Source organism: Cupriavidus sp. CP313 (genome assembly GCF_054072015.1).
Window position 1 is genome coordinate 117,675 of record NZ_JBSVZB010000006.1, and the last position, 20,576, is coordinate 138,250.

At 63.1% G+C, this 20,576-nt stretch carries 19 protein-coding genes and 1 pseudogene; 15 read left to right on the forward strand and 5 right to left on the reverse strand.

Translation table 11 applies throughout. The features are described from left to right. The first annotated feature begins 174 nt into the window (after positions 1–174). Positions 175–1,188, forward strand: a complete 1,014-nt coding sequence (locus ACW4E8_RS10960) for a Bug family tripartite tricarboxylate transporter substrate binding protein (protein WP_456804524.1) — start codon at positions 175–177, stop codon at positions 1,186–1,188. 21 nt (positions 1,189–1,209) lie between these two features. Here the strand turns inward: ACW4E8_RS10960 and ACW4E8_RS10965 are convergent, their stop codons facing one another. Beyond that, on the reverse strand, positions 1,210–2,139 hold the full coding sequence (locus tag ACW4E8_RS10965; RefSeq protein WP_456804740.1) for a LysR family transcriptional regulator: 930 nt from the start codon (positions 2,137–2,139) through the stop codon (positions 1,210–1,212). Between the two features lie 123 nt (positions 2,140–2,262). Here ACW4E8_RS10965 and ACW4E8_RS10970 point away from each other — a divergent pair, with 123 nt between their 5' ends. From ACW4E8_RS10970 to ACW4E8_RS11010, 9 genes are all read left to right on the forward strand, one after another. Then, the gene (locus tag ACW4E8_RS10970) at positions 2,263–2,796 is read left to right on the forward strand and encodes a phosphonopyruvate decarboxylase (protein WP_456804525.1); all 534 of its coding nucleotides are present in this window, start codon (positions 2,263–2,265) and stop codon (positions 2,794–2,796) included. A gap of 4 nt (positions 2,797–2,800) precedes the next feature. Then, positions 2,801–3,397 (forward strand): thiamine pyrophosphate-dependent enzyme, encoded by a 597-nt coding sequence (locus tag ACW4E8_RS10975; protein ID WP_456804526.1) that lies wholly within the window; start codon positions 2,801–2,803, stop codon positions 3,395–3,397. 32 nt (positions 3,398–3,429) lie between these two features. Then, complete coding sequence (locus ACW4E8_RS10980) at positions 3,430–4,899, forward strand: aldehyde dehydrogenase (RefSeq protein WP_456804527.1); 1,470 nt, start codon at positions 3,430–3,432, stop codon at positions 4,897–4,899. A gap of 50 nt (positions 4,900–4,949) precedes the next feature. Continuing rightward, positions 4,950–5,840, forward strand: coding sequence for an amino acid ABC transporter substrate-binding protein (locus ACW4E8_RS10985; RefSeq protein ID WP_456804528.1), 891 nt, complete (start codon positions 4,950–4,952; stop codon positions 5,838–5,840). Positions 5,841–5,928: 88 nt separating this feature from the next. Further along, positions 5,929–6,639 (forward strand): amino acid ABC transporter permease, encoded by a 711-nt coding sequence (locus ACW4E8_RS10990; RefSeq protein WP_456804529.1) that lies wholly within the window; start codon positions 5,929–5,931, stop codon positions 6,637–6,639. Further along, the gene (locus ACW4E8_RS10995) at positions 6,636–7,304 is read left to right on the forward strand and encodes an amino acid ABC transporter permease (RefSeq protein ID WP_456804530.1); all 669 of its coding nucleotides are present in this window, start codon (positions 6,636–6,638) and stop codon (positions 7,302–7,304) included. The genes ACW4E8_RS10990 and ACW4E8_RS10995 overlap by 4 nt, the downstream gene beginning before the upstream one ends. Positions 7,305–7,315: 11 nt before the next feature. Continuing rightward, a complete protein-coding gene (locus ACW4E8_RS11000; RefSeq protein ID WP_456804531.1) occupies positions 7,316–8,050 on the forward strand; it encodes an amino acid ABC transporter ATP-binding protein in 735 nt (244 codons plus the stop codon). Positions 8,051–8,251: 201 nt separating this feature from the next. Further along, positions 8,252–9,250, forward strand: coding sequence for a threonine ammonia-lyase (locus tag ACW4E8_RS11005; RefSeq protein ID WP_456804532.1), 999 nt, complete (start codon positions 8,252–8,254; stop codon positions 9,248–9,250). A gap of 73 nt (positions 9,251–9,323) precedes the next feature. Beyond that, positions 9,324–9,785: a RidA family protein gene (locus ACW4E8_RS11010; protein ID WP_456804533.1), complete on the forward strand. Its 462-nt coding sequence runs from the start codon at positions 9,324–9,326 to the stop codon at positions 9,783–9,785. Here ACW4E8_RS11010 and ACW4E8_RS11015 read toward each other — a convergent pair. Beyond that, on the reverse strand, positions 9,775–10,698 hold the full coding sequence (locus ACW4E8_RS11015) for a LysR family transcriptional regulator (RefSeq protein WP_456804534.1): 924 nt from the start codon (positions 10,696–10,698) through the stop codon (positions 9,775–9,777). The genes ACW4E8_RS11010 and ACW4E8_RS11015 overlap by 11 nt on opposite strands. A 235-nt stretch (positions 10,699–10,933) precedes the next feature. Between ACW4E8_RS11015 and ACW4E8_RS11020 the strand changes: the two genes are divergently transcribed. The 3 genes and pseudogenes from ACW4E8_RS11020 (at position 10,934) to ACW4E8_RS11030 (ending at position 16,514) form a co-directional block, all read left to right on the forward strand. Next, entirely contained in the window at positions 10,934–12,112 is a 1,179-nt protein-coding gene (locus tag ACW4E8_RS11020; RefSeq protein WP_456804535.1) for a CaiB/BaiF CoA transferase family protein, read from the forward strand. Positions 12,113–12,206: 94 nt separating this feature from the next. After that, the gene (locus ACW4E8_RS11025) at positions 12,207–13,025 is read left to right on the forward strand and encodes an HpcH/HpaI aldolase/citrate lyase family protein (RefSeq protein WP_456804536.1); all 819 of its coding nucleotides are present in this window, start codon (positions 12,207–12,209) and stop codon (positions 13,023–13,025) included. A gap of 44 nt (positions 13,026–13,069) precedes the next feature. After that, a pseudogene (locus ACW4E8_RS11030) lies at positions 13,070–16,514 on the forward strand (pyruvate carboxylase). Positions 16,515–16,525: 11 nt separating this feature from the next. On the opposite strand, the gene ACW4E8_RS11035 reads toward ACW4E8_RS11030, so the two are convergent. Continuing rightward, on the reverse strand, positions 16,526–17,131 hold the full coding sequence (locus ACW4E8_RS11035) for a hypothetical protein (protein WP_456804537.1): 606 nt from the start codon (positions 17,129–17,131) through the stop codon (positions 16,526–16,528). A gap of 206 nt (positions 17,132–17,337) precedes the next feature. Here ACW4E8_RS11035 and ACW4E8_RS11040 point away from each other — a divergent pair, with 206 nt between their 5' ends. Further along, positions 17,338–18,186: an FAS1-like dehydratase domain-containing protein gene (locus tag ACW4E8_RS11040; protein WP_456804538.1), complete on the forward strand. Its 849-nt coding sequence runs from the start codon at positions 17,338–17,340 to the stop codon at positions 18,184–18,186. Between the two features lie 26 nt (positions 18,187–18,212). Continuing rightward, on the forward strand, positions 18,213–19,373 hold the full coding sequence (locus ACW4E8_RS11045; RefSeq protein ID WP_456804539.1) for an acyl-CoA dehydrogenase family protein: 1,161 nt from the start codon (positions 18,213–18,215) through the stop codon (positions 19,371–19,373). A 68-nt stretch (positions 19,374–19,441) separates the two neighbouring features. Here ACW4E8_RS11045 and ACW4E8_RS11050 read toward each other — a convergent pair whose 3' ends face one another. After that, positions 19,442–19,564 carry a hypothetical protein gene (locus ACW4E8_RS11050; RefSeq protein ID WP_456804540.1) on the reverse strand — a complete coding sequence of 41 codons (123 nt, stop codon included), beginning with the start codon at positions 19,562–19,564 and terminating at the stop codon, positions 19,442–19,444. Next, the gene (locus ACW4E8_RS11055) at positions 19,549–20,553 is read right to left on the reverse strand and encodes a tripartite tricarboxylate transporter substrate binding protein (RefSeq protein WP_456804541.1); all 1,005 of its coding nucleotides are present in this window, start codon (positions 20,551–20,553) and stop codon (positions 19,549–19,551) included. Before ACW4E8_RS11055 ends, ACW4E8_RS11050 begins: the two co-directional genes overlap by 16 nt. Positions 20,554–20,576 lie beyond the last annotated feature (23 nt).

Sequence of the window (20,576 nt, forward strand, 5' to 3'; positions counted from 1 at the left end):
GTACGCCGCGCGGCGATGGCTGCGCGGCGTACTTGCGTTTACGCGGCGCCTGCGGAGCCTGCTTCGGGTTAACACCGCAGTACAAGCCCCAGGCATGCCGCCCCTTGATAGCAGCAGCGGAATTTTCTATTTCACCGTCGCCACGGTTGCTCGCTACCATCGTTTCAAAGGGTGTTGACGCGCAATGCGCCACCCAACCAAAACTATCTATGTGGAAGGGACATGAAACGCTTGCTTGCTCAAGTGGGGATCGGTGCGCTCATTTCGTTCAGCGCGCACGCCCAGGCTGCTTATCCTGACCATCCCGTCCGAATGGTCGTAGGCTTCGCCGCCGGCGGCAGCACCGATGTGGTGGCGCGCATCGTGGCGAACAAGCTCGGCGCCTTGCTCGGGCAGTCGGTCGTGGTGGAAAACAAGGCGGGTGCCGGCGGCACCATTGCGACCGACGTGGTCGCCAAGAGCCCGGCGGATGGCTACACGCTGTTGTTCGGCACCAGTTCCCACGCCATCAACGCCACGCTTTACAAGAAGCTGCCGTATGACCCCGTCAATGCGCTGGTGCCGGTATCTGTGGTCGCGGGGGTGCCGATGGTGCTGGCGGTCAATCCTTCGGTGAAGGCGAACACGGCCAGGGAACTGGTCGAGGACATCAAGAAGAATCCTGGCAAGTACAGTTACGGTTCCGCAGGCAAGGGTAGCGCCGTCCATATGGCGGTCGAGTTGCTGCAGTTCCAGGAGCACCTGAAGCTCACCCATGTTCCGTTCCGTGGCGCCAGCCAGGCGATCCAGTCGGTGATTTCCGGCGACGTCCAGTTCATTACCGATGCAGTGTCGACAGCTGCGCCCATGATCCAGTCCGGTCGCCTGAAGGCGCTCGCGGTCACGACTGCCACGCGTTCCAGCGTGCTGCCGGACGTGCCGACGATGAAGGAAGCGGGCTACGCGAACTATGAAACGTCGCTGTGGAACATGGTGATGGTGCCAAAGGGCACGCCGGCCCCGGTCATTGAAAAGCTGAGCGCTGCCTTGCAGACGGCTGTCAAGGACCCTGAGGTGCGTCAGCGCATGGAAAAGATCGGCGTGCAGCCCATCGTCGATTCCACCCCGGACAAGGCGGCCAGGTTTGTCCAGGCTGAGACGCGCCGGTGGGCCGAGGTCATCAAGGCCGCCAACATCGAACTGGACTGACTCACCGACGCCGTCGCCGCGTCAGGCGCTGACCCATGTTGCCCCCGGCCATGCCCCGTCGAGCACCAGCCGCTTCATCAGCGCGACCAGTTCCGCGGAAACGAAGCCGGCCGCCGGTGTCAGCCGCCGCGTGGCAGCGTGCGCCAGCACGATGCGGCGCGAGAGGTTGGGCGAGACGATCGGCGCGCCGGCAAGGATGCCGTCCTCCATCTCCTCGGACACCGCGGAACTGGGCAGCACGGTGTGGCCGAAGCCCTTTGCCACCAGGTTCTTCTGCACGGCCAGGGAGTTGGTCTCGACCGCGATCGTGGGGCTGAAGCCGGCGACCGCGCAGGCATGCTCGACCACGCTGCGCAGCCCGTGCGGGGCGTTGGGCAGGATCAGCGGCAAGTCGCGGAAGCGCTCGACGGTTTGTTCCTCGCCTGGTGCAAGGGTGCCGGCCGGTCCCACCAGGTAGAGCTGTTCATCGAGCAGTGCTTCAACCTGCAGGCGGGGAGAGCTCTTGGTGTCGTAGAGCAGGGCGACTTCCACGTCGCCGGCCTCGAGCCACTGCAGCAGGTTTCCCGCGTAGCCGACGTTGAGGCGTACCACCAGTTGCGGATGCCTGGCCTTCACCGTGGCGACCAGCTCCGCTGCCAGCAGTTCGCAAGTGCTTGGGAGTAGCCCAATGACCGCAGTGCCTGAAATAGCGCCAGACGCCGGAGTGATCTCCGCCTTGGCCCGATCGAGTTCCTGCAGTGCCCTGCGGCCGTATTCGACCAGCGTGCGGCCGGCATCGGTCAGGACCATGCCATGGCGCTCGCGCTCGAACAGTTCGACGCCGAGCTCCTCCTCGAGCAGGCGCACGTGTCTGGAAACCGCCGGCTGCACGATACGCAGGAGCTCGGCTGCCTTGGTGGCGCTGCCGGTCTCGGCGATGGCTAACAGGGCGCGAAGCTGCTTGATGTCCATATCTCTTAGGCCCTTGGCCAGCATTCAACTTTGTGATTGCAGGCATCAATTAATTGTATTTCACCATGCAAGCTAGTCAACTCTATGATAGCAAACGTTGTCCCCCTTTCCTAACTTGCGACTATGACGACAAACAACTCTGAGCCCCTTGCCTGGCAAGAGGACATCTTCCAGGTCCTTAAACAGAACGGCGTGCGCCAGGTGGCCTACGTGCCCGACGCCGGCCACTCGCACGTCATCCGACGCGCCAAGGCCGACCCCGAAATCCGCGACGTGGTGCTGACCACCGAAGAAGAAGGCGTGGGCGTCGTCAGCGGCGCCTGGCTGGGCGGGGACCGCGCCGTGCTGCTGATGCAGAGCAGCGGCGTCGGCAACTGCGTGAACATGTTCTCGCTGCTGGAGAGCTGCCAGTTCCCGTTCTTCACCCTCGTGACCATGCGCGGCGAGTACGCCGAGTTCAATCCCTGGCAGAACCCGATGGGCCTGGCCACCCAGCGCGCGCTGGAGCTGATGGGCATCACGGTCTATCGCGTGAATTCGCCGGATGAAGCCGCCGAGCTGGTTGACGCTGGCCTGGTTTCCGCCTTCGATGCGGGCAACCGCGTTGCCGTTCTCCTGTCCCAGAGCCTTATCGGCCGCAAAAAGTGGATGCGCTGATCCTATGACTACCTCTACCTCCAAGCCCGGCATCGACCGCCGCAAGTTCGTTGCCGAACTGCTGAAGCAATTTCCTGACGCGCTCGTGGTATCGGGCCTCGGTTCGCCTTCATACGACGTGTTTGCCGCTGGCGACCGTCCCGGCAATTTCTACCTGTGGGGCGCGATGGGCGGCTCCACCTCGCTCGCCCTCGGCCTTGCCATCGCGCAACCGGAAAAGACCGTCATTGCCATCACCGGCGACGGCGAGCAGCTGATGGGCATTGGCAGCCTGGCAACCGCCGCCGCGCAGAAGCCGAAGAACCTGTCGATCGTGATCCTCGACAACGGCCATTTCGGCGAGACCGGGATGCAGCAAAGCCACACCAGCCTGGGCACCAACCTGGCCCAGGTGGCGAAGGCGGTCGGCGTGCCGACGACACTGGAAATCTCGGACATCCAGGAATTGGAAAAGCTGGCGCACGAGATCCGCAAGGGCGAGGGCATGACCGTGGCACAGGTCTACATCTCGACCGACGAGCCGCAGCGGGCACTGCCGCCGCGCGACGGCACCTTCGTCAAGAACCGCTTCCGCGAGCATCTCGGCTTCGCGCCGTTCTAGCCTGCCAACCCGAACCCGGAAAGCCCTGCGCCATGAAGCAGTATCAAATGTTCATCGACGGCACCTTCGTCAATGCGAGCGACGGTCGCTGGTTTGAAACCCAGAACCCCTACACCGGCAGGACCTGGGCCGAAGTGGCCCGCGGCAACGAAGCGGATGTCGACCGCGCTGTGCAGGCGGCCGACGCGGCGTTCCGCTCCGGCCAGTGGTCGGAGATGACGGCGACGCAGCGTGGCGCTTTGCTGCGCAAGCTCGGCGACCTGATTGCCCGGGACGCCGAGCGGCTGGCCGAGTTCGAGGTGCAGGACAACGGCAAGCTGCTGGCGGAGATGGGCGCGCAGCTCAAGTACCTGCCGCAGTGGTTCTATTACTTCGGGGGGCTGGCCGACAAGATCGAAGGCACGGTCATTCCGCTCGACAAGAAGGGCTACTTCAACTACACCCGGCGCGAGCCGCTGGGCGTGGTGGCGGCCATCACGCCGTGGAACTCGCCGCTGATGCTGCTGGCGTGGAAGATCGCGCCAGCTCTCGCCGCGGGATGTACCGTGGTGGTGAAGCCGTCGGAGTTCACCTCCGTGTCGGCGCTTGAGCTTGCGCTGCTGTTCGAGGAAGCAGGCTTTCCCGCGGGCGTCTTCAACGTCGTGACCGGGTTTGGCGCCGAGGTGGGCTCTCCGCTGGTGACGCATCCGCTGGTCAAGAAGGTGACCTTCACCGGATCGGACGCCACCGGGCGCGTGATCAACCAGCAGTGTGCGGCGCAGTTCAAGCACGTGAGTCTGGAGCTCGGCGGCAAGTCGCCGAACATCGTCTTCGACGATGCCAACCTGGATGACGCCGTCAATGGCGCCGTCTCCGGCATCTTCGCCGCGAGCGGCCAGACCTGTATCGCCGGTTCACGGCTGCTGCTGCAGGAAGATATCCACGATGTCTTTGTCGAGAAGCTGCTGGCGCTAGCCAGCACGGCAAAGCTGGGCAACCCGATGAATGCCTCCACGCAGGTGGGGCCCATCACCACGCCAGCTCAATACGAAAAGGTGCTGTCGTATATCAAGATCGCGCAGGACGAAGGCGCGGAACTGCTGCTCGGCGGCAAGCCGGCGTCCTGCGGCGAGGGATGGTTTGTCGAGCCGACCATCTTCGCCAAGGTCTCGCCGAAGATGCGAATCGCGCAGGAGGAGGTATTCGGGCCGGTGCTGTCCATCCTGAAGTTCCGGGACGAAGCCGAAGCCATTGCGATTGCCAACGACAGTTGCTATGGCCTTGGCGCCGGGGTCTGGACCTCGGATATCGGCCGCGCCTTCCGCATGTCGGAGAAGATCCAGGCGGGCACAGTCTGGGTGAACACCTATCGCGCCGTCAGCTTCATGTCGCCGTTCGGCGGCTACAAGGACTCGGGCCTCGGCCGGGAAAACGGTATCGCCGCGATCGAATCGTACCTGCAGACCAAGAGTGTGTGGATCAACACCGGGGCCGCCACCGGCAATCCATTCACTATCCGGTGAGTCGGTGCGGCTCGACGTGAAAAATATGTATAGAAATAAGGAGACATTAAATGAAACTGCCTATCTCTTTGATCGCGCTTTGCTCGTTGCTTTGCGCTAGCCCTATCCAGGCCCAATCCAAAGACACCTTGCAGAAGATCAAGGAGTCCGGCGTCATTGGCTTGGGTGCCAGAGACGCGTCCTTCCCGTTTTCATACAAGACGAGCGCGGACGCGAATCCGGTCGGGTTTTCGGCTGATCTGTGTTTAAAGGTGGTCGATGCAGTCAAGAAGAAACTGCAGATGCCGAACCTCAAAGTGCAGTACACGATCGTCACGCCAACCAACAGGATCCCGTTGCTGCAGAACGGCACGATCGATCTCGAGTGCAGTACCACCACAAATACCACTGCACGTGCCCAACAGGTGGAGTTCGCGCCTACCCATTTCGTCAGCAGCATTGCAGTCGCCGTCAAGAAGCAATCCGGAATCAGTTCCATGACGCAGCTCGAAGGCAAGACAGTTGCCACGGTCACCGGATCCACCACGATTCAGCTACTTCGTAGCTATCGGCGGACCGAGAAGAAGGACTTTCAGGAGTTGTACGGCAAGGACATTGCCGATGCGTTCCTGTTGCTTTCGTCTGGCCGTGCGAACGCAATGATCCTGGAAGATGTGCAGCTAGCCGGTTTGATCGCGACTTCGGCAAGTCCGAATGAATACAAGATACTCGACGAGAGACTCCGGGATGAGCCCTACGGCCTGATGTTTCGCAAGGACGATCCGGCCTTCAAGGAACTGGTCAATGACACCATCGGCGCCGTCATGAAGAGCGGAGAGATCAACGAGCTGTATGCAAAGTGGTTCTCGCGCCCGGTCCCTCCGTCGGGAGTCAGCCTGAATTTTCCAATGTCGAAAGCGCTGAAGGACACCTATAGCAATCCCAATAACCGCGGCATCTGAGAGCGAAACGACTGGTGTGCCGGCGGCGAAGCATGCCGCCGGGCGTCATCTGCAGGTGAGTTCGCAAATGGAGCGGAAGGAGACATCGTTGAGTAATTATTGGGATTGGCAGGTGTTTCTTCAGGACACCGGCGGAGGCGAGACGTATCTGGAGTGGATGCTGTCGGCGTGGGGATGGACACTTTCCGTTGCGCTGTGCTCGCTGGTTCTGGCGTTGCTGGTCGGTGCCATTGTGGGCGTGTTGCGTACCACCGGAAATCGTGCGGTAGTGGCGTTCGGCAATGTCTGGACCGAGGTATTCCGCAATATTCCGCTGCTGCTTCAGATCTTCCTCTGGTACCACGTCATTCCCGGGCTTATCCCGAGCCTGCGCGCGTTGCCTGGATTTTTCCTGGTGGTCATGGCGCTGGGACTTTATACCTCCTCTCGTGTCGCGGAGCAGGTAAAGGCGGGGATCCTGGCGTTGCCGCGAGGCCAGCGCCATGCGGGCCTGGCAATGGGATTCACCCCGGTCCAGACATATCGCTACGTCATCTTGCCGGTGGCGCTGAGAATCATCATTCCGCCGCTCACCAGTGAGTCGATGAGCATCATCAAGAACTCTTCGGTGGCATTCGCGGTGAGCATCGCCGAACTGACAATGTTCGCGATGCAGGCGCAGGAAGAGACCGCCCGCGGTATCGAGATCTACCTGGCGGTGACCGGCTTGTATTTCATCTCCGCCTTTGCCGTCAACCGCATTGCGCACATCATCGAGCGCAAGGTCCGTGTACCTGGCATGCCGGGGGCAGTCAAATGAACACTTTGGATTTCAGTTTCTTCAACTGGAGCGTCGTTTCGGGGTTCGTGCTGAAAGGGCTCTACTTTTCAGTGCAACTCACGCTGGTCGCAATGCTCGGTGGGATCGTACTCGGAACCATGCTCGCGTTGATGCGATTGTCCGGCAAGCGATGGCTGGAGGTGCCGGCGGCCGCTTACGTCAACACGCTCAGATCCGTGCCGCTGGTGATGGTGATCCTGTGGTTCTTCCTGCTGATACCCCTGCTGTTGAAGCGACCGCTTGGTGCAGAGCTGTCTGCGATCATCACCTTCACCGCATTCGAAGCGGCTTACTACTCGGAGATCATGCGGGCGGGCATTCAGAGTGTGCCACGGGGGCAGGTGTTTGCCGGATATGCGATGGGCATGACCTATGTGCAGACCATGCACCAGGTAGTTCTGCCGCAGGCCTTCCGCAACATGCTGCCTGTGCTGCTGACACAGACGATCGTGCTGTTTCAGGACACGAGCCTGGTTTATGCGATCGGTGCGCATGATCTGCTCAAAGGGTTCGAAGTGGTCGGAAAGAACCTCAATCGGCCGGTAGAAACCTACCTGATAGCGACGGTTGTCTACTTCGCTATCTGCCTTTCCCTGTCCATGCTCGTGAGAAGGCTGCAGAGAAAGGTGCAAATCATTCGCTGAGGAGACGCGTCATGATCAGTATCAACAACATTAGCAAATGGTACGGAAGCACACGAGTGCTGACGGACTGCACCACCGGGATCAGCAAGGGAGAGGTGGTCGTCGTATGCGGGCCGTCCGGCTCCGGAAAAAGTACGTTGATCAAGACGGTCAACGGCCTTGAACCGGTACAGAGCGGCGATATCGTCGTCAATGGCTCCTCCATTACCGATCCCAAAACCAACCTCCCCAGAGTTCGCTCCGGTGTAGGCATGGTCTTTCAGCACTTTGAGCTCTTCCCGCATCTCTCTGTGACCGAGAACCTGACGCTGGCCCAGGTGAAAGTCCTGGGCCGTGATCGCGCTGACGCGAAGTGCCGTGGCCTGAAGATGCTGGAACGTGTAGGGCTGCTTGCACACAAGGAAAAGTATCCGGGACAACTGTCGGGAGGGCAGCAGCAGCGCGTGGCGATTGCCCGGGCGCTGTCGATGGATCCGGCTGTCATGCTGTTTGACGAGCCAACTTCAGCGCTGGACCCGGAGATGGTAGGCGAAGTGCTGGACGTCATGGTGCAACTGGCGAATGAAGGCATGACCATGATGTGCGTGACCCACGAAATGGGCTTCGCCAGGAAGGTGAGCGACCGCGTGATCTTCATGGATGGCGGGAGGATCATCGAGGATTGTGCCACGGACGATTTCTTTGGCAACGCCGAAACGAGGTCGCCGCGCGCGAAGGATTTCCTTTCCAAGATCCTGCAGCACTAGTCCACTGATTCACTGAAATTGGTCGGTGCCTGCCATGTCATGCGGGCGCATCGCGTCGTTGCAAATGCTCGCAATAGCCGTGCTATTGCTGCGCTTTGCGCCTAGCGCTGCATCCCGCATGACATGTCCTTCACCTCCCATTTCAATGATTCAGTGGACTAGGCTGAGCTTGTCAGTGCACTTCACACCGAACGGAATGAAATGAAAAACTTCGACCTGGACGACATTCGTCGCGCCGCGGCGCGCATCAACCCTCATATTGTCCGGACGCCGCTGCTTAGCACGCCGATGCTTGACGAGGCGGCGGGCTGCAATCTGTTTGTCAAGGCGGAGCCGCTTCAGCTGACCGGCTCATTCAAGATCCGAGGGGCGCTGAACAAGCTACTTTCGCTTGATGCCGGACGCCTCGAACGCGGGGTGGTTACGTACTCGGCCGGCAATCACGGCCAGGGTGTTGCCGCGGCCGCCAGGTTGGTGGGTTGTCCCGCGGTAATCGTGCTGCCGCAAACGGCGCCTGCAATCAAGATCGATAGCTGTCGCTGGTGGGGCGCGGAAATCATACTGTACGACCCCCAGACCGAAGAACGCGAGGCCGTCGCGGACAAAATCATCGAGCAAAGGCGCATGACATTCGTTTCTCCCTTTGACGACTTTGATGTCATGGCCGGGCAAGGCACCGTTGGCCTGGAGATTTGTGAGCAATTCGAGGAGCGCGGCGTGTCGCTCGACGCGTTGCTCGTGAATTGCAGTGGCGGAGGGCTCTCGTCCGGGGTCATCACCGCCGTAACAGCGAAGTACCCGCAGGCTCAGTGTTTCATCGTGGAGCCCCAAGGCTTTGAGAAGATGGCGCATTCGCTGGTCAGCGGAAGTCCTGAGAGAAATACCTCGGTTCCAAAGACGGTCATGGATGCAATTTCCGGCCCGGTTGTGGGTACTAAACCACTGAGTGTGCTTCTTCGACACCGTCTCGCTGGCATCAGCGTCAATGACGAAGAGGCGCTGCGCGCAGTATCTGCTGCCTTTCGCCTGCTGAAACTTGTGGTCGAGCCCGGCGCGGCCGCGAGCCTGGCTGCAGTAATCGAGAAGAAGGTCGACCTGGCCGGTAAAAACGTGGCGATCGTTTGCTCAGGGGGGAACGTTGACCCGGCCATCTTTACCCGCGCGCTGGCCGGGCGACAGGAGGCCAGGGAGCGCTGCTAGAGGTGCATGGGTATGCTGCCACAGGCAGGCGACGCGTTACTTGCTTTCAGACAGTCCACCGGAGAGCTCTTGTATGACACCTGAAGAAAGACTTGCGGAACTAGGGTTCGAGATTCCAGCAGCCTTGCCGCCGAACGGTACCTATATTCCGTATCGATTGATTGGAAACACCCTCTACCTGTCGGGGCACGGCCCTCGGTTACCGGATAACACGTACCGGTTGGGGCGTCTCGATTCCGACGAGCAGGTGCCTGCCGGGTATGCCGACGCTCAACTTGCAGCGCTGAACATGCTTGCAACGATAAAGCTTGCCGTTGGCGAGCTAAGTCGCGTCGAAGCAGTGGTCAAGCTATTGGGCATGGTGCATGCGAGCACAACGTTCCGCCGCCACACCAAGGTCATTGACGGTTGCTCGGACATTCTCGTCAACGTATTTGGGGAAAAGGGAAGGCATACTCGCTCGGCCGTGGGCGTGAGCTCGTTACCTCATGGCATGACGGTGGAGATTGAAGCCATCCTCGTCATCAGAGATTGAGTCCAGCCGGGCTGCCGCCCGCCGCCTGCGCCACTTCGATCAGTTCATCGATCAACGCCTTGGCACACCCAGGCAGCCCTTCCAGTTCCCGCACGATCACCGCCCGCTCCCGGATCGCCCACGGCTCGTGAAGTTCGATGATTTCGATCTTCATCGTCTGCTTGTGACGCAACGCCGCGGACAGCGGGACCACGCCAATGCCGACGCCGGCCTCGATCATCCGGCACATGGCTTCAAAGCTCCGGATCTGGATGCGGATCTGGAGCTTGCGCCGCTGGTCGCGGACAAGTTCGGTCAGAAACGCGTGCAGGGTGCTGCCTTCATGCAGGCTGACATGCTCGTAGTCGAGCGTGTCGTTAAAGGAGAGTTCTGGCTTCTGGGTCAGGGGATGGCCGACCGGTGTGGCCAGTACCAGCTTGTCCGTACTGAAATGGATGACCTCCAGCCCTTCCGAATTCAGCGGCCCGGAGATGATGCCGAGATCCGCGCTCCCGTCCAATACCCCGCGGATGATGTCCCGCGTCAGGCGTTCCTGCAGGTCGACGGTGACGGCAGGCCGCTCTGCCATGAAGCGCGCCAGGACCTCGGGCATGAACTCCGTGACGGCGGTGGTGTTTGCAAAGATGCGGATATGGCCGACCGTGTCCTTGGAATACTCCTCGAACTCGCTTTTGACATGCTCGAACTGGCGCTCGATCACGCGGGTATGCCGCAGCAGGCGTTCGCCGGCGGGGGTCAGGGCGAGGCCTTTGCTCTCCCGATAGAAGAGGCGGGTACCTAGCTGGTCTTCCAGCGCCTTTAGTCGTGCGCTGGCCGCGGCCGGAGACAAAAATGCCTTTTTCGCCCCGCGCGACAGGTTTTCCTCCTCGGCGATGCGAGCAAACAGCCTGAGGTCGGCATAGTCAAAATGCATATGTGCTCCTTGCCTCAACTGTATCAAGGCGCCACATATGTCGCAAACCAGGTCATGGCGGTCCCGAACGCCCGTGCTTTCGCCGCAGACGAATGGCCGCTTCGAGAAAACGAGATTTACCGACTCTCCAAGCGCTGAGAGACTTACTGCAAGCGAAGTCGCCTCGCGCACCGAATCCCAGTCGTTTGTTCCTGCCAAGGCAGTTCGAACGCTACCTTTCTCGAAAAAGGCTGTTATGCGTCCCCTCGATGGCATTACCGTGGTTTCTCTGGAGCATGCAATCGCTGCGCCGTTCTGTACCCGCCAGCTCGCCGACCTGGGCGCGCGCGTGATCAAGATCGAACGGCCCAAGGTTGGCGACTTTGCCCGCGGCTATGACGAGCGGGTGGACGGCATGTCGTCGCATTTCGCCTGGACCAACCGCTCCAAGGAGAGCCTGGCCCTGGACCTGAAACACCAGGAAGCGCCGGCAATCCTGCAGAAGATCCTCGACAAGGCGGACGTGCTGGTCCAGAACCTGGCGCCGGGCGCCGCCGACCGGCTCGGCCTGTCCTACGAAGCGCTTTCCCAGCGCTATCCCGGCATCGTCGTCTGCGATATCTCCGGCTACGGCAACGACGGCCCGTACCGGGACAAGAAGGCCTATGACCTGCTGATCCAGGCCGAGTCGGGCTTCGTCTCCATCACCGGCACGCCGGAGAGCCCGTCCAAGGCAGGCTGCTCGATCGCGGACATCGCCGCCGGCATGTACGCGTACACCAATATCCTGGCGGCCCTGCTGCAGCGCGGCAAGACGGGCAAGGGCGCCCATATCGACGTATCGATGCTGGAAAGCATGGTCGAGTGGATGAGCTACCCCCTCTACTACGCCTTCGACGGCGCCACGCCGCCGCCGCGCGCCGGCGCCTCGCATGCGACCATCTTCCCCTATGGCCCGTTCACGGCCGGCGACGGCAAGACCATCGTCCTCGGCCTGCAGAACGAGCGCGAGTGGGAAGCCTTCTGCCGGGTCGTGCTGGAACGGCCGGAGCTCGCCACCGACGCGCGCTTCGTCACCAACTCCCTGCGCGCCAGGAGCCGCGACGAGCTGACGCAGGTCATCACCGACGTCTTCTCCGCACTGACCATCGACCAGGTGGTCGAGCGGCTGGAGCGCGCCCAGATCGCCAACGCCCGCATGAACGATATGCGCGATGTCTGGAACCACCCGCAGCTCAAGGCACGCGAGCGGTGGACGTCGGTTTCATCGCCGGTGGGTGTGATTCCGGCACTGTTGCCGCCCGGCCTGCCGAATGCCTTCGAGCCGCGCATGGACGCCATCCCGGCCCTGGGCGAACACAGCGAAGGCATCCTGCGCGAACTTGGCTACACCGCCGAGGACGTGTCGCGCCTGCACACCGAAGGCGCCATCTGATCCGCCGGCCGGACCGCGGCCGTTCCTTGTTCCTGCCTCTTCGCGGCCACTTGCAGGCAGGGAGGCGCTCGCCCATCTGCCAGACAGTGCTCCCATGACCACCACCGCCATCACCCGTTCCTACCTCTTTGTTCCCGCCAACCGGCCGGAGCGTTTTGCCAAGGCCCATGCATCGGGCGCCGATCGCGTCATCCTGGACCTGGAGGATGCCGTTTCCCAGGGCGACAAGGACCGCGCCAGGCAACTGCTGGCGGACTACCTGGCCGCAGGCGGCACTGGCCTGGTCCGCATCAACGCCACGCAGACGCGCTGGTTCGAGGATGACGTGCGCGCATGTCTGAAGGCGGGCGTTCAGGGCATCGTGCTGCCCAAGGCGGAGAGCGCGGCGCAAATCGCCGAGGTCGTGCGACACCTGCCACCGGAGGTCAAAGTGCTGCCGCTGATCGAGACTGCCGCCGGCATGACCAACGTGGCAGAAATTGCCGCAGCGCCTGGCGTCGAGCGCCTGATCTTCGGCACCGTGGATTTCCGCACGGAGCTGGGTATCGAAGGGGACGACCAGGAACTGCTCTTCTTCCGCTCCATGCTGGTCCTGGCCTCCCGGGCCGCGGGCATTGCCGCGCCGGTGGACGGGGTGACAGTCTCCATCTCCGATGTGGATGAACTGCGCGCTGCCAGCACCCGTGGCCGCCGGCTGGGATTCGGCGCAAAGCTCTGCATCCATCCGGCGCAGGTAGCGGAGGTCAACGCGGCATACCGGCCTACCGAAGCACAACTGGCGTGGGCGCAGCGGGTCATCGATGGTGCAAAGTCGAGCCCCGGTGCGTTCCAGCTGGATGGAGAAATGGTAGACGCGCCCGTGATCGCACGTGCTGCGGACCTGCTGAGGCAGGCGGGCCGCCTCACCTCCTGACAGGCGCGAACGCAATCCAAAATTCCTGGGTTTCCACAAGCAAGATGAAGAAAATCCGCAGTCTCCTGATCGCCAACCGGGGCGAGATCGCCATTCGCGTGATGCGCGCCGCCAGCGAGCTTGGCATCCGCACCGTCGCCATCTATTCCTACCAGGACCGTTTCGCCCAGCATCGCTTCAAGGCTGACGAGAGCTACCTGGTCGGCCAGGGCAAGAAGCCCGTCGACGCCTATCTCGATATCGAGGATATCCTGCGCGTGGCCAAGGGGGCGGGCGTGGATGCCATCCATCCGGGCTACGGCTTCCTCTCCGAGAATCCGGACTTCGCCGAGCGCTGCGCGCAGGAGGGCATCGCGTTTATCGGCCCGAAGCCAGAGGTGATGCGCGAGCTGGGCAACAAGGTTGCCGCACGGGAACTGGCGCAGCGGGTGGGTGTGCCGGTGGTGCCCGCCACTGGCGCGCTCCCCGATGACCTGGAGCAGGCCCGCAAGCTGGCGGCGGAGGTCGGCTATCCGCTGATGCTGAAGGCGAGCTGGGGCGGCGGCGGCCGCGGCATGCGCGCCATCCACAAGGAGGCCGACCTGGCGGACGCCATTCGCGGCGCGGCGCGAAGCCAGGGCCGCCTTCGGCAACGACGAGGTCTATCTCGAGAAGTTCATTGCGCGGGCCAAGCATGTCGAGGTGCAGATTCTTGGCGACACCCACGGCAATATCGTCCATCTGTTCGAGCGCGATTGCTCGGTGCAGCGGCGCAACCAGAAGGTGGTCGAGCGGGCACCGGCCCCGTACCTGGACGATGCCAGGCGCCAGGCGCTGTGCGGGGAAGCGCTCAAGCTTGCGAGAGCCGTCTCGTACACGCATGCGGGTACGGTCGAATTCCTGATGGACGCCGACACGGAGGCCTTCTACTTCATCGAAGTCAATCCCCGCGTCCAGGTCGAGCACACGGTGACCGAGGAAGTCACCGGGGTCGATATCGTGAAGGCGCAGATCCGCATCACGGAAGGCGCCCGGATCGGGGACGCCGCTTCGTCCGTGCCGCGCCAGGAAGAGATCAGGCTGCGCGGGCACGCCGTCCAGTGCCGCGTGACCACCGAAGATCCGGAGAACGGCTTCTCGCCCGACCACGGCAAGGTGACCGCATATCGCAGCGCCGCCGGTTTCGGCATCCGGCTCGACGCCGGCACCGCCTATACCGGGGCCGTGGTGACGCCTTACTACGACTCGTTGCTGGTCAAGGTGACCTGCAAGGGGCGCGATGCCGACGAGGCCAACGAGCGCATGAGCCGCGCGCTGCGCGAGTTCCGCGTTCGCGGCGTGGCCACCAACCTGGCCTTCCTCGAGAACGTGATCGAACACGAGGCATTCCGCTCGGGCCGCTGTACCACGCGCTTTATCGACAACACGCCCGAGCTGTTCAATTTCCGCCAGCGCCGCGACCGGGCGACCAAGCTGCTGAACTTCATTGCCGACGTCAATGTCAACGGCAACCCGGACGTCAAGGGACGCGCCGCGCCCTCCAGGATTGTGCTGTCGCATCCGCTGCCTGCTACCGATCCCGCCGGCGCGGTTCCGGAAGGGACGCGCACGCTGCTATCCTGCATCGGCCCACGGGCGTTTGCCGAGTGGATGAAGGCGAGCAAGGCCGTCCTGCTGACCGACACCACTATGCGCGACGCCCACCAGTCGCTGCTGGCGACCCGGATGCGGACCGGCGACATGACTGCCATTGCCCCATACTACGCGCGGCAGTTGCCAGGGCTGTTCTCGATGGAGTGCTGGGGCGGCGCGACCTTTGATGTGGCCATGCGCTTCCTGAAGGAGGACCCGTGGCAGAGGCTGGAAGCACTGCGCGAGGCCGTCCCCAATATCCTGTTCCAGATGCTGCTGCGGGGCTCCAATGCTGTCGGCTATACGAACTACGCGGACAACGTGGTCCAGTACTTCGTCAAGCGGGCTGCCGCCAGCGGGGTTGACCTGTTCCGCGTATTCGACTCCTTCAACTGGGTCGAGAACATGCGCGTGGCGATCGATGCGGTGCTCGACACCGGGGCGTTGTGCGAGGGCACCATCTGCTATACGGGGGACCTGTTTGACCGCTCGCGCGCCAAGTACGACATCCGCTACTACGTCGAGCTGGCCAAGGCGCTCGAAAAGGCTGGCGTCCACATCCTCGGCCTGAAGGACATGGCCGGCGTATGCCGCCCGCAGGCAGTCCATGCGTTGGTGAAGGCGTTGAAGGAGGAGGTCGGCTTGCCGGTCCACTTCCATACGCACGACACCAGCGGCGCTTCGGTGGCATCGGTGCTGGCGGCGGTCGACGCCGGCGTCGACGCCGTGGATGGTGCCATGGACTCGATGAGCGGGCTTACTTCGCAGCCAAGCCTCGGCGCCATCTGCGCGGCGCTCGAGCATAGCGCTCGCAAGCCCGCGCTCGGCTACCGTGACCTGCAGCCGTTCTGCACCTACTGGGAGTCCGTGCGCAGGAACTACGAACCTTTCGAGGCGGATATGCGCGCCGGCACGTCGGACGTCTACCGCCATGAAATGCCGGGCGGCCAGTACACCAACCTGCGCGAGCAGGCGCGCTCGCTCGGGCTGGCGGCGCAATGGCCGGAGGTCGCACAGGCCTACGCCGACGTCAATGTGATGTTCGGCGACATCGTCAAGGTCACGCCGTCGTCCAAGGTCGTGGGCGACATGGCGCTGCACCTGGTCGCCAACAAGCTGTCGACCGCCGATATCCTCGACCCGGCCAAGGAGGTCTCGGTACCGGACTCCGTCATCTCGATGTGCCGCGGCGAGATGGGCTATCCGGCCGATGGCTTTCCCGAAGCGCTGCAGAAGAAGCTGCTGCGCGGCGCCGCGCCGATCGAGGGCAGGGCCGGTGCACATATTCCGGCGGTCGACCTGGAAGCGGCCCGCAAGCAGGCCGAAGGTGAGGTTGGCCGGTCACTGTCCGACAACGACCTTGCCTCCTGGCTGATGTATCCGAAGGTCTTCAGGGACTTCTGTGCCAACCAGGAGCAGTACGGCGATGTCTCCATCCTGCCGACGCCCGTGTTCTTCTATGGCCTGGAAGCTGGCCAGGAGATCGCGGTCGAACTGGAGAAGGGCAAGACGCTGTACGTGGGGCTGAACGCCCAGGCGGAAGCGGATGCGCAGGGTGGCGTGCGTATGTACTTCGACGTCAACGGCCAGCCGCGTCCGATCCGCGCCTTGAAGCGCGAGGAGGGCAAGGCTGCCCAGGCTGAGCGAATGGCGAACCCGGATGACCCGATGCAGGTGGCCTCGCCGATGCAGGGCAGCGTGATTTCGGTGAGCGTCAGTCCGGGACAGACTGTCGCCAAGGGCGACACGCTGGCAGCCATCGAGGCGATGAAGATGGAGACCAGCGTCATCGCTGAGGCCGGCGGCACCGTGAAGAGCATCCTGGTCCAGCCCGGTACGCTGGTTCGGGCCGGCCAGTTGCTGATCGAGCTGCAATAGGCCGTAGCGGCCTACAGGCTGTCTTCCCGCAGGCGCGAAACCGTCTGCAGGGAGACGCCGAACCAGTCGTAGAAGGACGCCTCCAGGTCCCGGCTGTCTGCCCAGCCAACGCGGGCTTTCAGGTCCGCCACGGACAGGTTCGACTGGATCGACTCGAACAGCGCCCGCATCAACCGCTGCGTCCGGCAGATCTGGGTAAAGGCAGCCCCTTGCCGGAACAGCGCGGTGCGGATCCGGTCCGGTGTGGTCTGGAGCGCACTGGCCATCACCCGCGCATTCCACTCCTGCTGCGGGTGGTGAAACACTGTCCCGGAGATCAGTTCGCGCAGGTACTCAACCTTGGGGGCAGTCGCCCCGACCTTCATGACGGTGCGCAGATCCACCGCGGCGTCGTCCAGCACGAGGTCACAGGCGCTTGGGCTGAACAGGCTGCCCGCCAGGTGCAGGTCGATGGACGCGAACGCCGGGATGCTGACGGTCTGGCCTTCGCGCAGGGTGCGTGAGAAGCCGCGCGCGGCGAGGATGTGCTGTCCGCGGGACGCGGTAATCCGCAACGGGAAGGCCGGGATGAGCCGATGCAGGGACACACGGCTGCGGCAACGAATCTGGACTTGCATTGGAAGCAGTTCAACACTCTGTCATGCCCAGATGCTCGCTGCACTTCGGTCCTACGTAAATCCGTTTCTTCCGAACAGTGCATTCGGGTATCCCACAAGCCCATGCTTTCTGTCGAAGCGAATGGCTCGTTCCGAACTTTCGAATTGGAGGCAGCGGCGGCACCGTGCATAGTGGAGGCCAGGCAATCAGACCACAGAGAGACGTGATGGACGTTGTGAAGTTGAAAGAATGGGTTGGGAAGACGACCGAAGGCCAGGACGAGGTCACGGCGTTTCCCGTCAAGGCACTCGCGGCGACGCTCGACTACGATGACCCGGCGCCCGTTCGCGGCGACGCGATTGCACCGCTCTGGCACTGGCTCTATTTCCTGCCGCTGCACCGGCAATCCGAGATTGGTTCCGATGGCCATGCAAGCCGCGGCGGTTTCCTGCCGCCGGTGCCGCTGCCGCGCCGCATGTGGGCCGGCGGCCGCCTGTGGTTCCACCAGCCGCTGCGCATCGGCGATGCCGCCTCCAAGGTGTCGCGCATCCTCGATGTCAGCGCCAAGAGCGGACGCAGCGGCTCGCTCGCCTTTGTGACGGTCGAGCACAAGTACTACGGCGGCAACGGACTGGCGGTTACCGAAGAACACGACATCGTCTACCGCGAGAGCGCATCGCCGAACGCGCCCGCACCGGAACCGGTTCCGGCGCCGCAGGGCGAAGAATGGGTGCGCGAGGTGGCCACGGATCCGGTCCTGCTATTCCGCTTCTCCGCGCTGACCTTCAACGGCCATCGCATCCATTACGACAAGCAGTATGTGACCGCGGTCGAGCACTATCCGGACCTGATCGTCCACGGCCCGCTGCAGGCGATGCTGCTGCTCGAGCTGGTGCGCAAGAACCTGCCGGATGCAGTGGTCAAGAGCTTCTCGTTCCGGGGCGTGCGGCCGACCTTCGTGCCCCAGCGCATTTTTGTCTGCGGCAAGCGCAGCGAAGACGGCAAGACCGTCGAGCTGTGGATCCGCCATGAAGACGGCGCCCTCGCGATGAGCGCGACCGCTGAACTGAACTAACCCCAAAAGTTGTTGGAGACCAGGCTGTGCAGAACAGAATTGATGAATACCAGGAAATCCGTGAAGCCGTGCGCGATCTGTGCGGCCAGTTCTCGTCGGAGTACTTCCGCAAGATCGACGAGGTACGTGGCTACCCTGAAGAGTTCGTGAATGCGTTGACCGCAGCGGGCTGGCTGGCAGCGCTGATCCCGGAGGAGTATGGCGGCTCGGGCCTGGGCCTGACCCAGGCGTCCGTGATCATGGAGGAAATCAACCGTGCCGGCGGCAATTCGGGCGCCTGCCACGGCCAGATGTACAACATGGGCACGCTGCTGCGCCATGGCTCGGCCGAACAGAAGAAGCTGTACCTGCCCAAGATCGCCAGCGGCGAACTGCGCCTGCAATCGATGGCCGTGACCGAGCCGACCACCGGCACCGACACGACCAAGATCAAGACCACCGCCGTGCGCAAGGGCGACAAATATGTCGTCAACGGCCAGAAGGTGTGGATCTCGCGCGTCCAGCATTCCGACCTGATGATCCTGCTGGCCCGCACCACGCCGCTGGCCGAGTGCAAGAAGAAATCCGAAGGCATGTCGATCTTCCTGGTCGACCTGCGCGAGGCCATCGGCAAGGGCCTGACGGTCCAGCCGATCATCAACATGGTCAACCATGAGACCAATGAGCTGTTCTTCGACAACCTGGAAATCCCGGCGGAGAACCTGATCGGCGAGGAAGGCAAGGGCTTCAAGTACATCCTCGATGGCCTGAACGCCGAGCGCACGCTGATCGCCGCAGAGTGCATCGGCGACGGCTACTGGTTTATCGACAAGGTGACCAAGTACGTCAACGAGCGCATCGTCTTCGGCCGGCCGATCGGCCAGAACCAGGGCGTGCAGTTCCCCATCGCCAAGGCCTTCATCAACGTGGAAGCGGCCAACCTGATGCGGTTCAAGGCGGCGAAGCTGTTCGACGCGCACCAGCCCTGCGGCGCCGAAGCCAACATGGCGAAGCTGCTGGCGGCGGACGCATCGTGGGAAGCGGCCAATGCCTGCCTGCAGTATCACGGCGGCTTCGGCTTCGCGGCGGAGTACGACGTCGAGCGCAAGTTCCGTGAGACCCGCCTCTACCAGGTGGCGCCGATCTCTACGAACCTGATTCTTTCCTACGTCGGCGAGCACATCCTGGGGATGCCGCGCTCGTTCTGAGGGTTGGCTTCCGTGGTCTCCTGAACCTTGCGACCCGCCTTCGAGCGGGTCATTTTTTTTGCGGGCGGTCAGTTCGGCGTCAGCAGCTTTTCCATGAACGCCCGCCGCTCCGCCTTATGCTCGGCGGTACCCGGGCGCGAAAGCAGGGGCCATGCGGGGCGCAGGCCCACCACGCTCAGTTCTCTTGCCACGGCATCGCCTTCCACAGCTGACGGAAGCCCGCCTCGCCGCGCTCCAGCTCCGCGCTGTAGGCCGCCGGCGCGAGGTAGCGCAGCGGGGCATACATCGCCTCGGCCTGCTGGCGGAACTGCGGATCGGCGACCACGCGCGCCATGGCATCCACCAGTTTCTTCCTGACCGGCTCAGGCAGCCCCTTGGGCGCCGCCAGGCCGCGCAGCGAGGCCAGCTCGATGTCGAACCCCTGCTCGCGGAAGGTGGGCACGTTCGGAGCGAGCGCTGCCCGTGTCTCACCCATCTGGCCGATGAACTTGATCGGCGAGCCACCCTTCTGGTACTGCAGCGCCTCGCCCACGTTGATCGCGCCGATGCTGAGCTGCTGACCTACCAGCGCCGCGCGGACGTCGCCGGCGCCCTTGTAGCCGACATGGGTGAGCTTGACGCCCGCTGCTTTCTGGAACAGCAGCATGGCGAGGTGGTCGTCCGAGCCGACGCCGGTGGTGCCGACCGACACCTCTCCCGGATGCGCCTTGGCATGGCGCACCAGCGCCGCCAGCGAGTCGATGCGGTCGTTGTTGTGCACGGTGAAGGCGCCCGGATCGTCGACCAGGTTGCCGATCAGGTCGAAGCTGCGCCAGGTGAAGGCGGTCTTGCGCTCGATCGGAATGGTCAGCAGGTTCGGCGTATTGATAAAGCCGATGGTGTAGCCGTCCGGTGCGGCCCGCGCCAGTTCGGCAAAGCCGATGGCACCGCCCGCGCCGGGCTTGTTCTGTACCACCACGGTGGCGCCGCCGAGCTGCTTCTCGAGGTGCCGGGCCAGCAGCCGCGCCACCAGGTCGGTACCGCCGCCGGGACCGTAGGCCACGATCATCTGGATCGGGCGGTTGGGATAGGCCGCCTCTGCCTGAGCGCCGGTCGCGGCGGCGAGGCCGCAGGCCAGTGCAAGCGCGCCGGCGAGGCGAAGGGGAAAGCGCCGGCGCCGTTGGTCTGGGGTCGTGTGCATGGTTGGTGTCTCCTCGCCGGTCG

Excerpts from the sequence above, each read along its gene's own strand:
- ACW4E8_RS10965 (WP_456804740.1), bottom strand. The coding sequence starts at position 2,139 with ATGGACATCAAGCAGCTTCGCGCCCTGTTAGCCATCGCCGAGACCGGC.
- ACW4E8_RS10970 (WP_456804525.1), top strand. The coding sequence starts at position 2,263 with ATGACGACAAACAACTCTGAGCCCCTTGCCTGGCAAGAGGACATCTTC.
- ACW4E8_RS10975 (WP_456804526.1), top strand. The coding sequence starts at position 2,801 with ATGACTACCTCTACCTCCAAGCCCGGCATCGACCGCCGCAAGTTCGTT.
- ACW4E8_RS10980 (WP_456804527.1), top strand. The coding sequence starts at position 3,430 with ATGAAGCAGTATCAAATGTTCATCGACGGCACCTTCGTCAATGCGAGC.
- ACW4E8_RS10985 (WP_456804528.1), top strand. The coding sequence starts at position 4,950 with ATGAAACTGCCTATCTCTTTGATCGCGCTTTGCTCGTTGCTTTGCGCT.
- ACW4E8_RS10995 (WP_456804530.1), top strand. The coding sequence starts at position 6,636 with ATGAACACTTTGGATTTCAGTTTCTTCAACTGGAGCGTCGTTTCGGGG.
- ACW4E8_RS11000 (WP_456804531.1), top strand. The coding sequence starts at position 7,316 with ATGATCAGTATCAACAACATTAGCAAATGGTACGGAAGCACACGAGTG.
- ACW4E8_RS11005 (WP_456804532.1), top strand. The coding sequence starts at position 8,252 with ATGAAAAACTTCGACCTGGACGACATTCGTCGCGCCGCGGCGCGCATC.
- ACW4E8_RS11010 (WP_456804533.1), top strand. The coding sequence starts at position 9,324 with ATGACACCTGAAGAAAGACTTGCGGAACTAGGGTTCGAGATTCCAGCA.
- ACW4E8_RS11015 (WP_456804534.1), bottom strand. The coding sequence starts at position 10,698 with ATGCATTTTGACTATGCCGACCTCAGGCTGTTTGCTCGCATCGCCGAG.
- ACW4E8_RS11020 (WP_456804535.1), top strand. The coding sequence starts at position 10,934 with ATGCGTCCCCTCGATGGCATTACCGTGGTTTCTCTGGAGCATGCAATC.
- ACW4E8_RS11025 (WP_456804536.1), top strand. The coding sequence starts at position 12,207 with ATGACCACCACCGCCATCACCCGTTCCTACCTCTTTGTTCCCGCCAAC.
- ACW4E8_RS11035 (WP_456804537.1), bottom strand. The coding sequence starts at position 17,131 with ATGCAAGTCCAGATTCGTTGCCGCAGCCGTGTGTCCCTGCATCGGCTC.
- ACW4E8_RS11040 (WP_456804538.1), top strand. The coding sequence starts at position 17,338 with ATGGACGTTGTGAAGTTGAAAGAATGGGTTGGGAAGACGACCGAAGGC.
- ACW4E8_RS11055 (WP_456804541.1), bottom strand. The coding sequence starts at position 20,553 with ATGCACACGACCCCAGACCAACGGCGCCGGCGCTTTCCCCTTCGCCTC.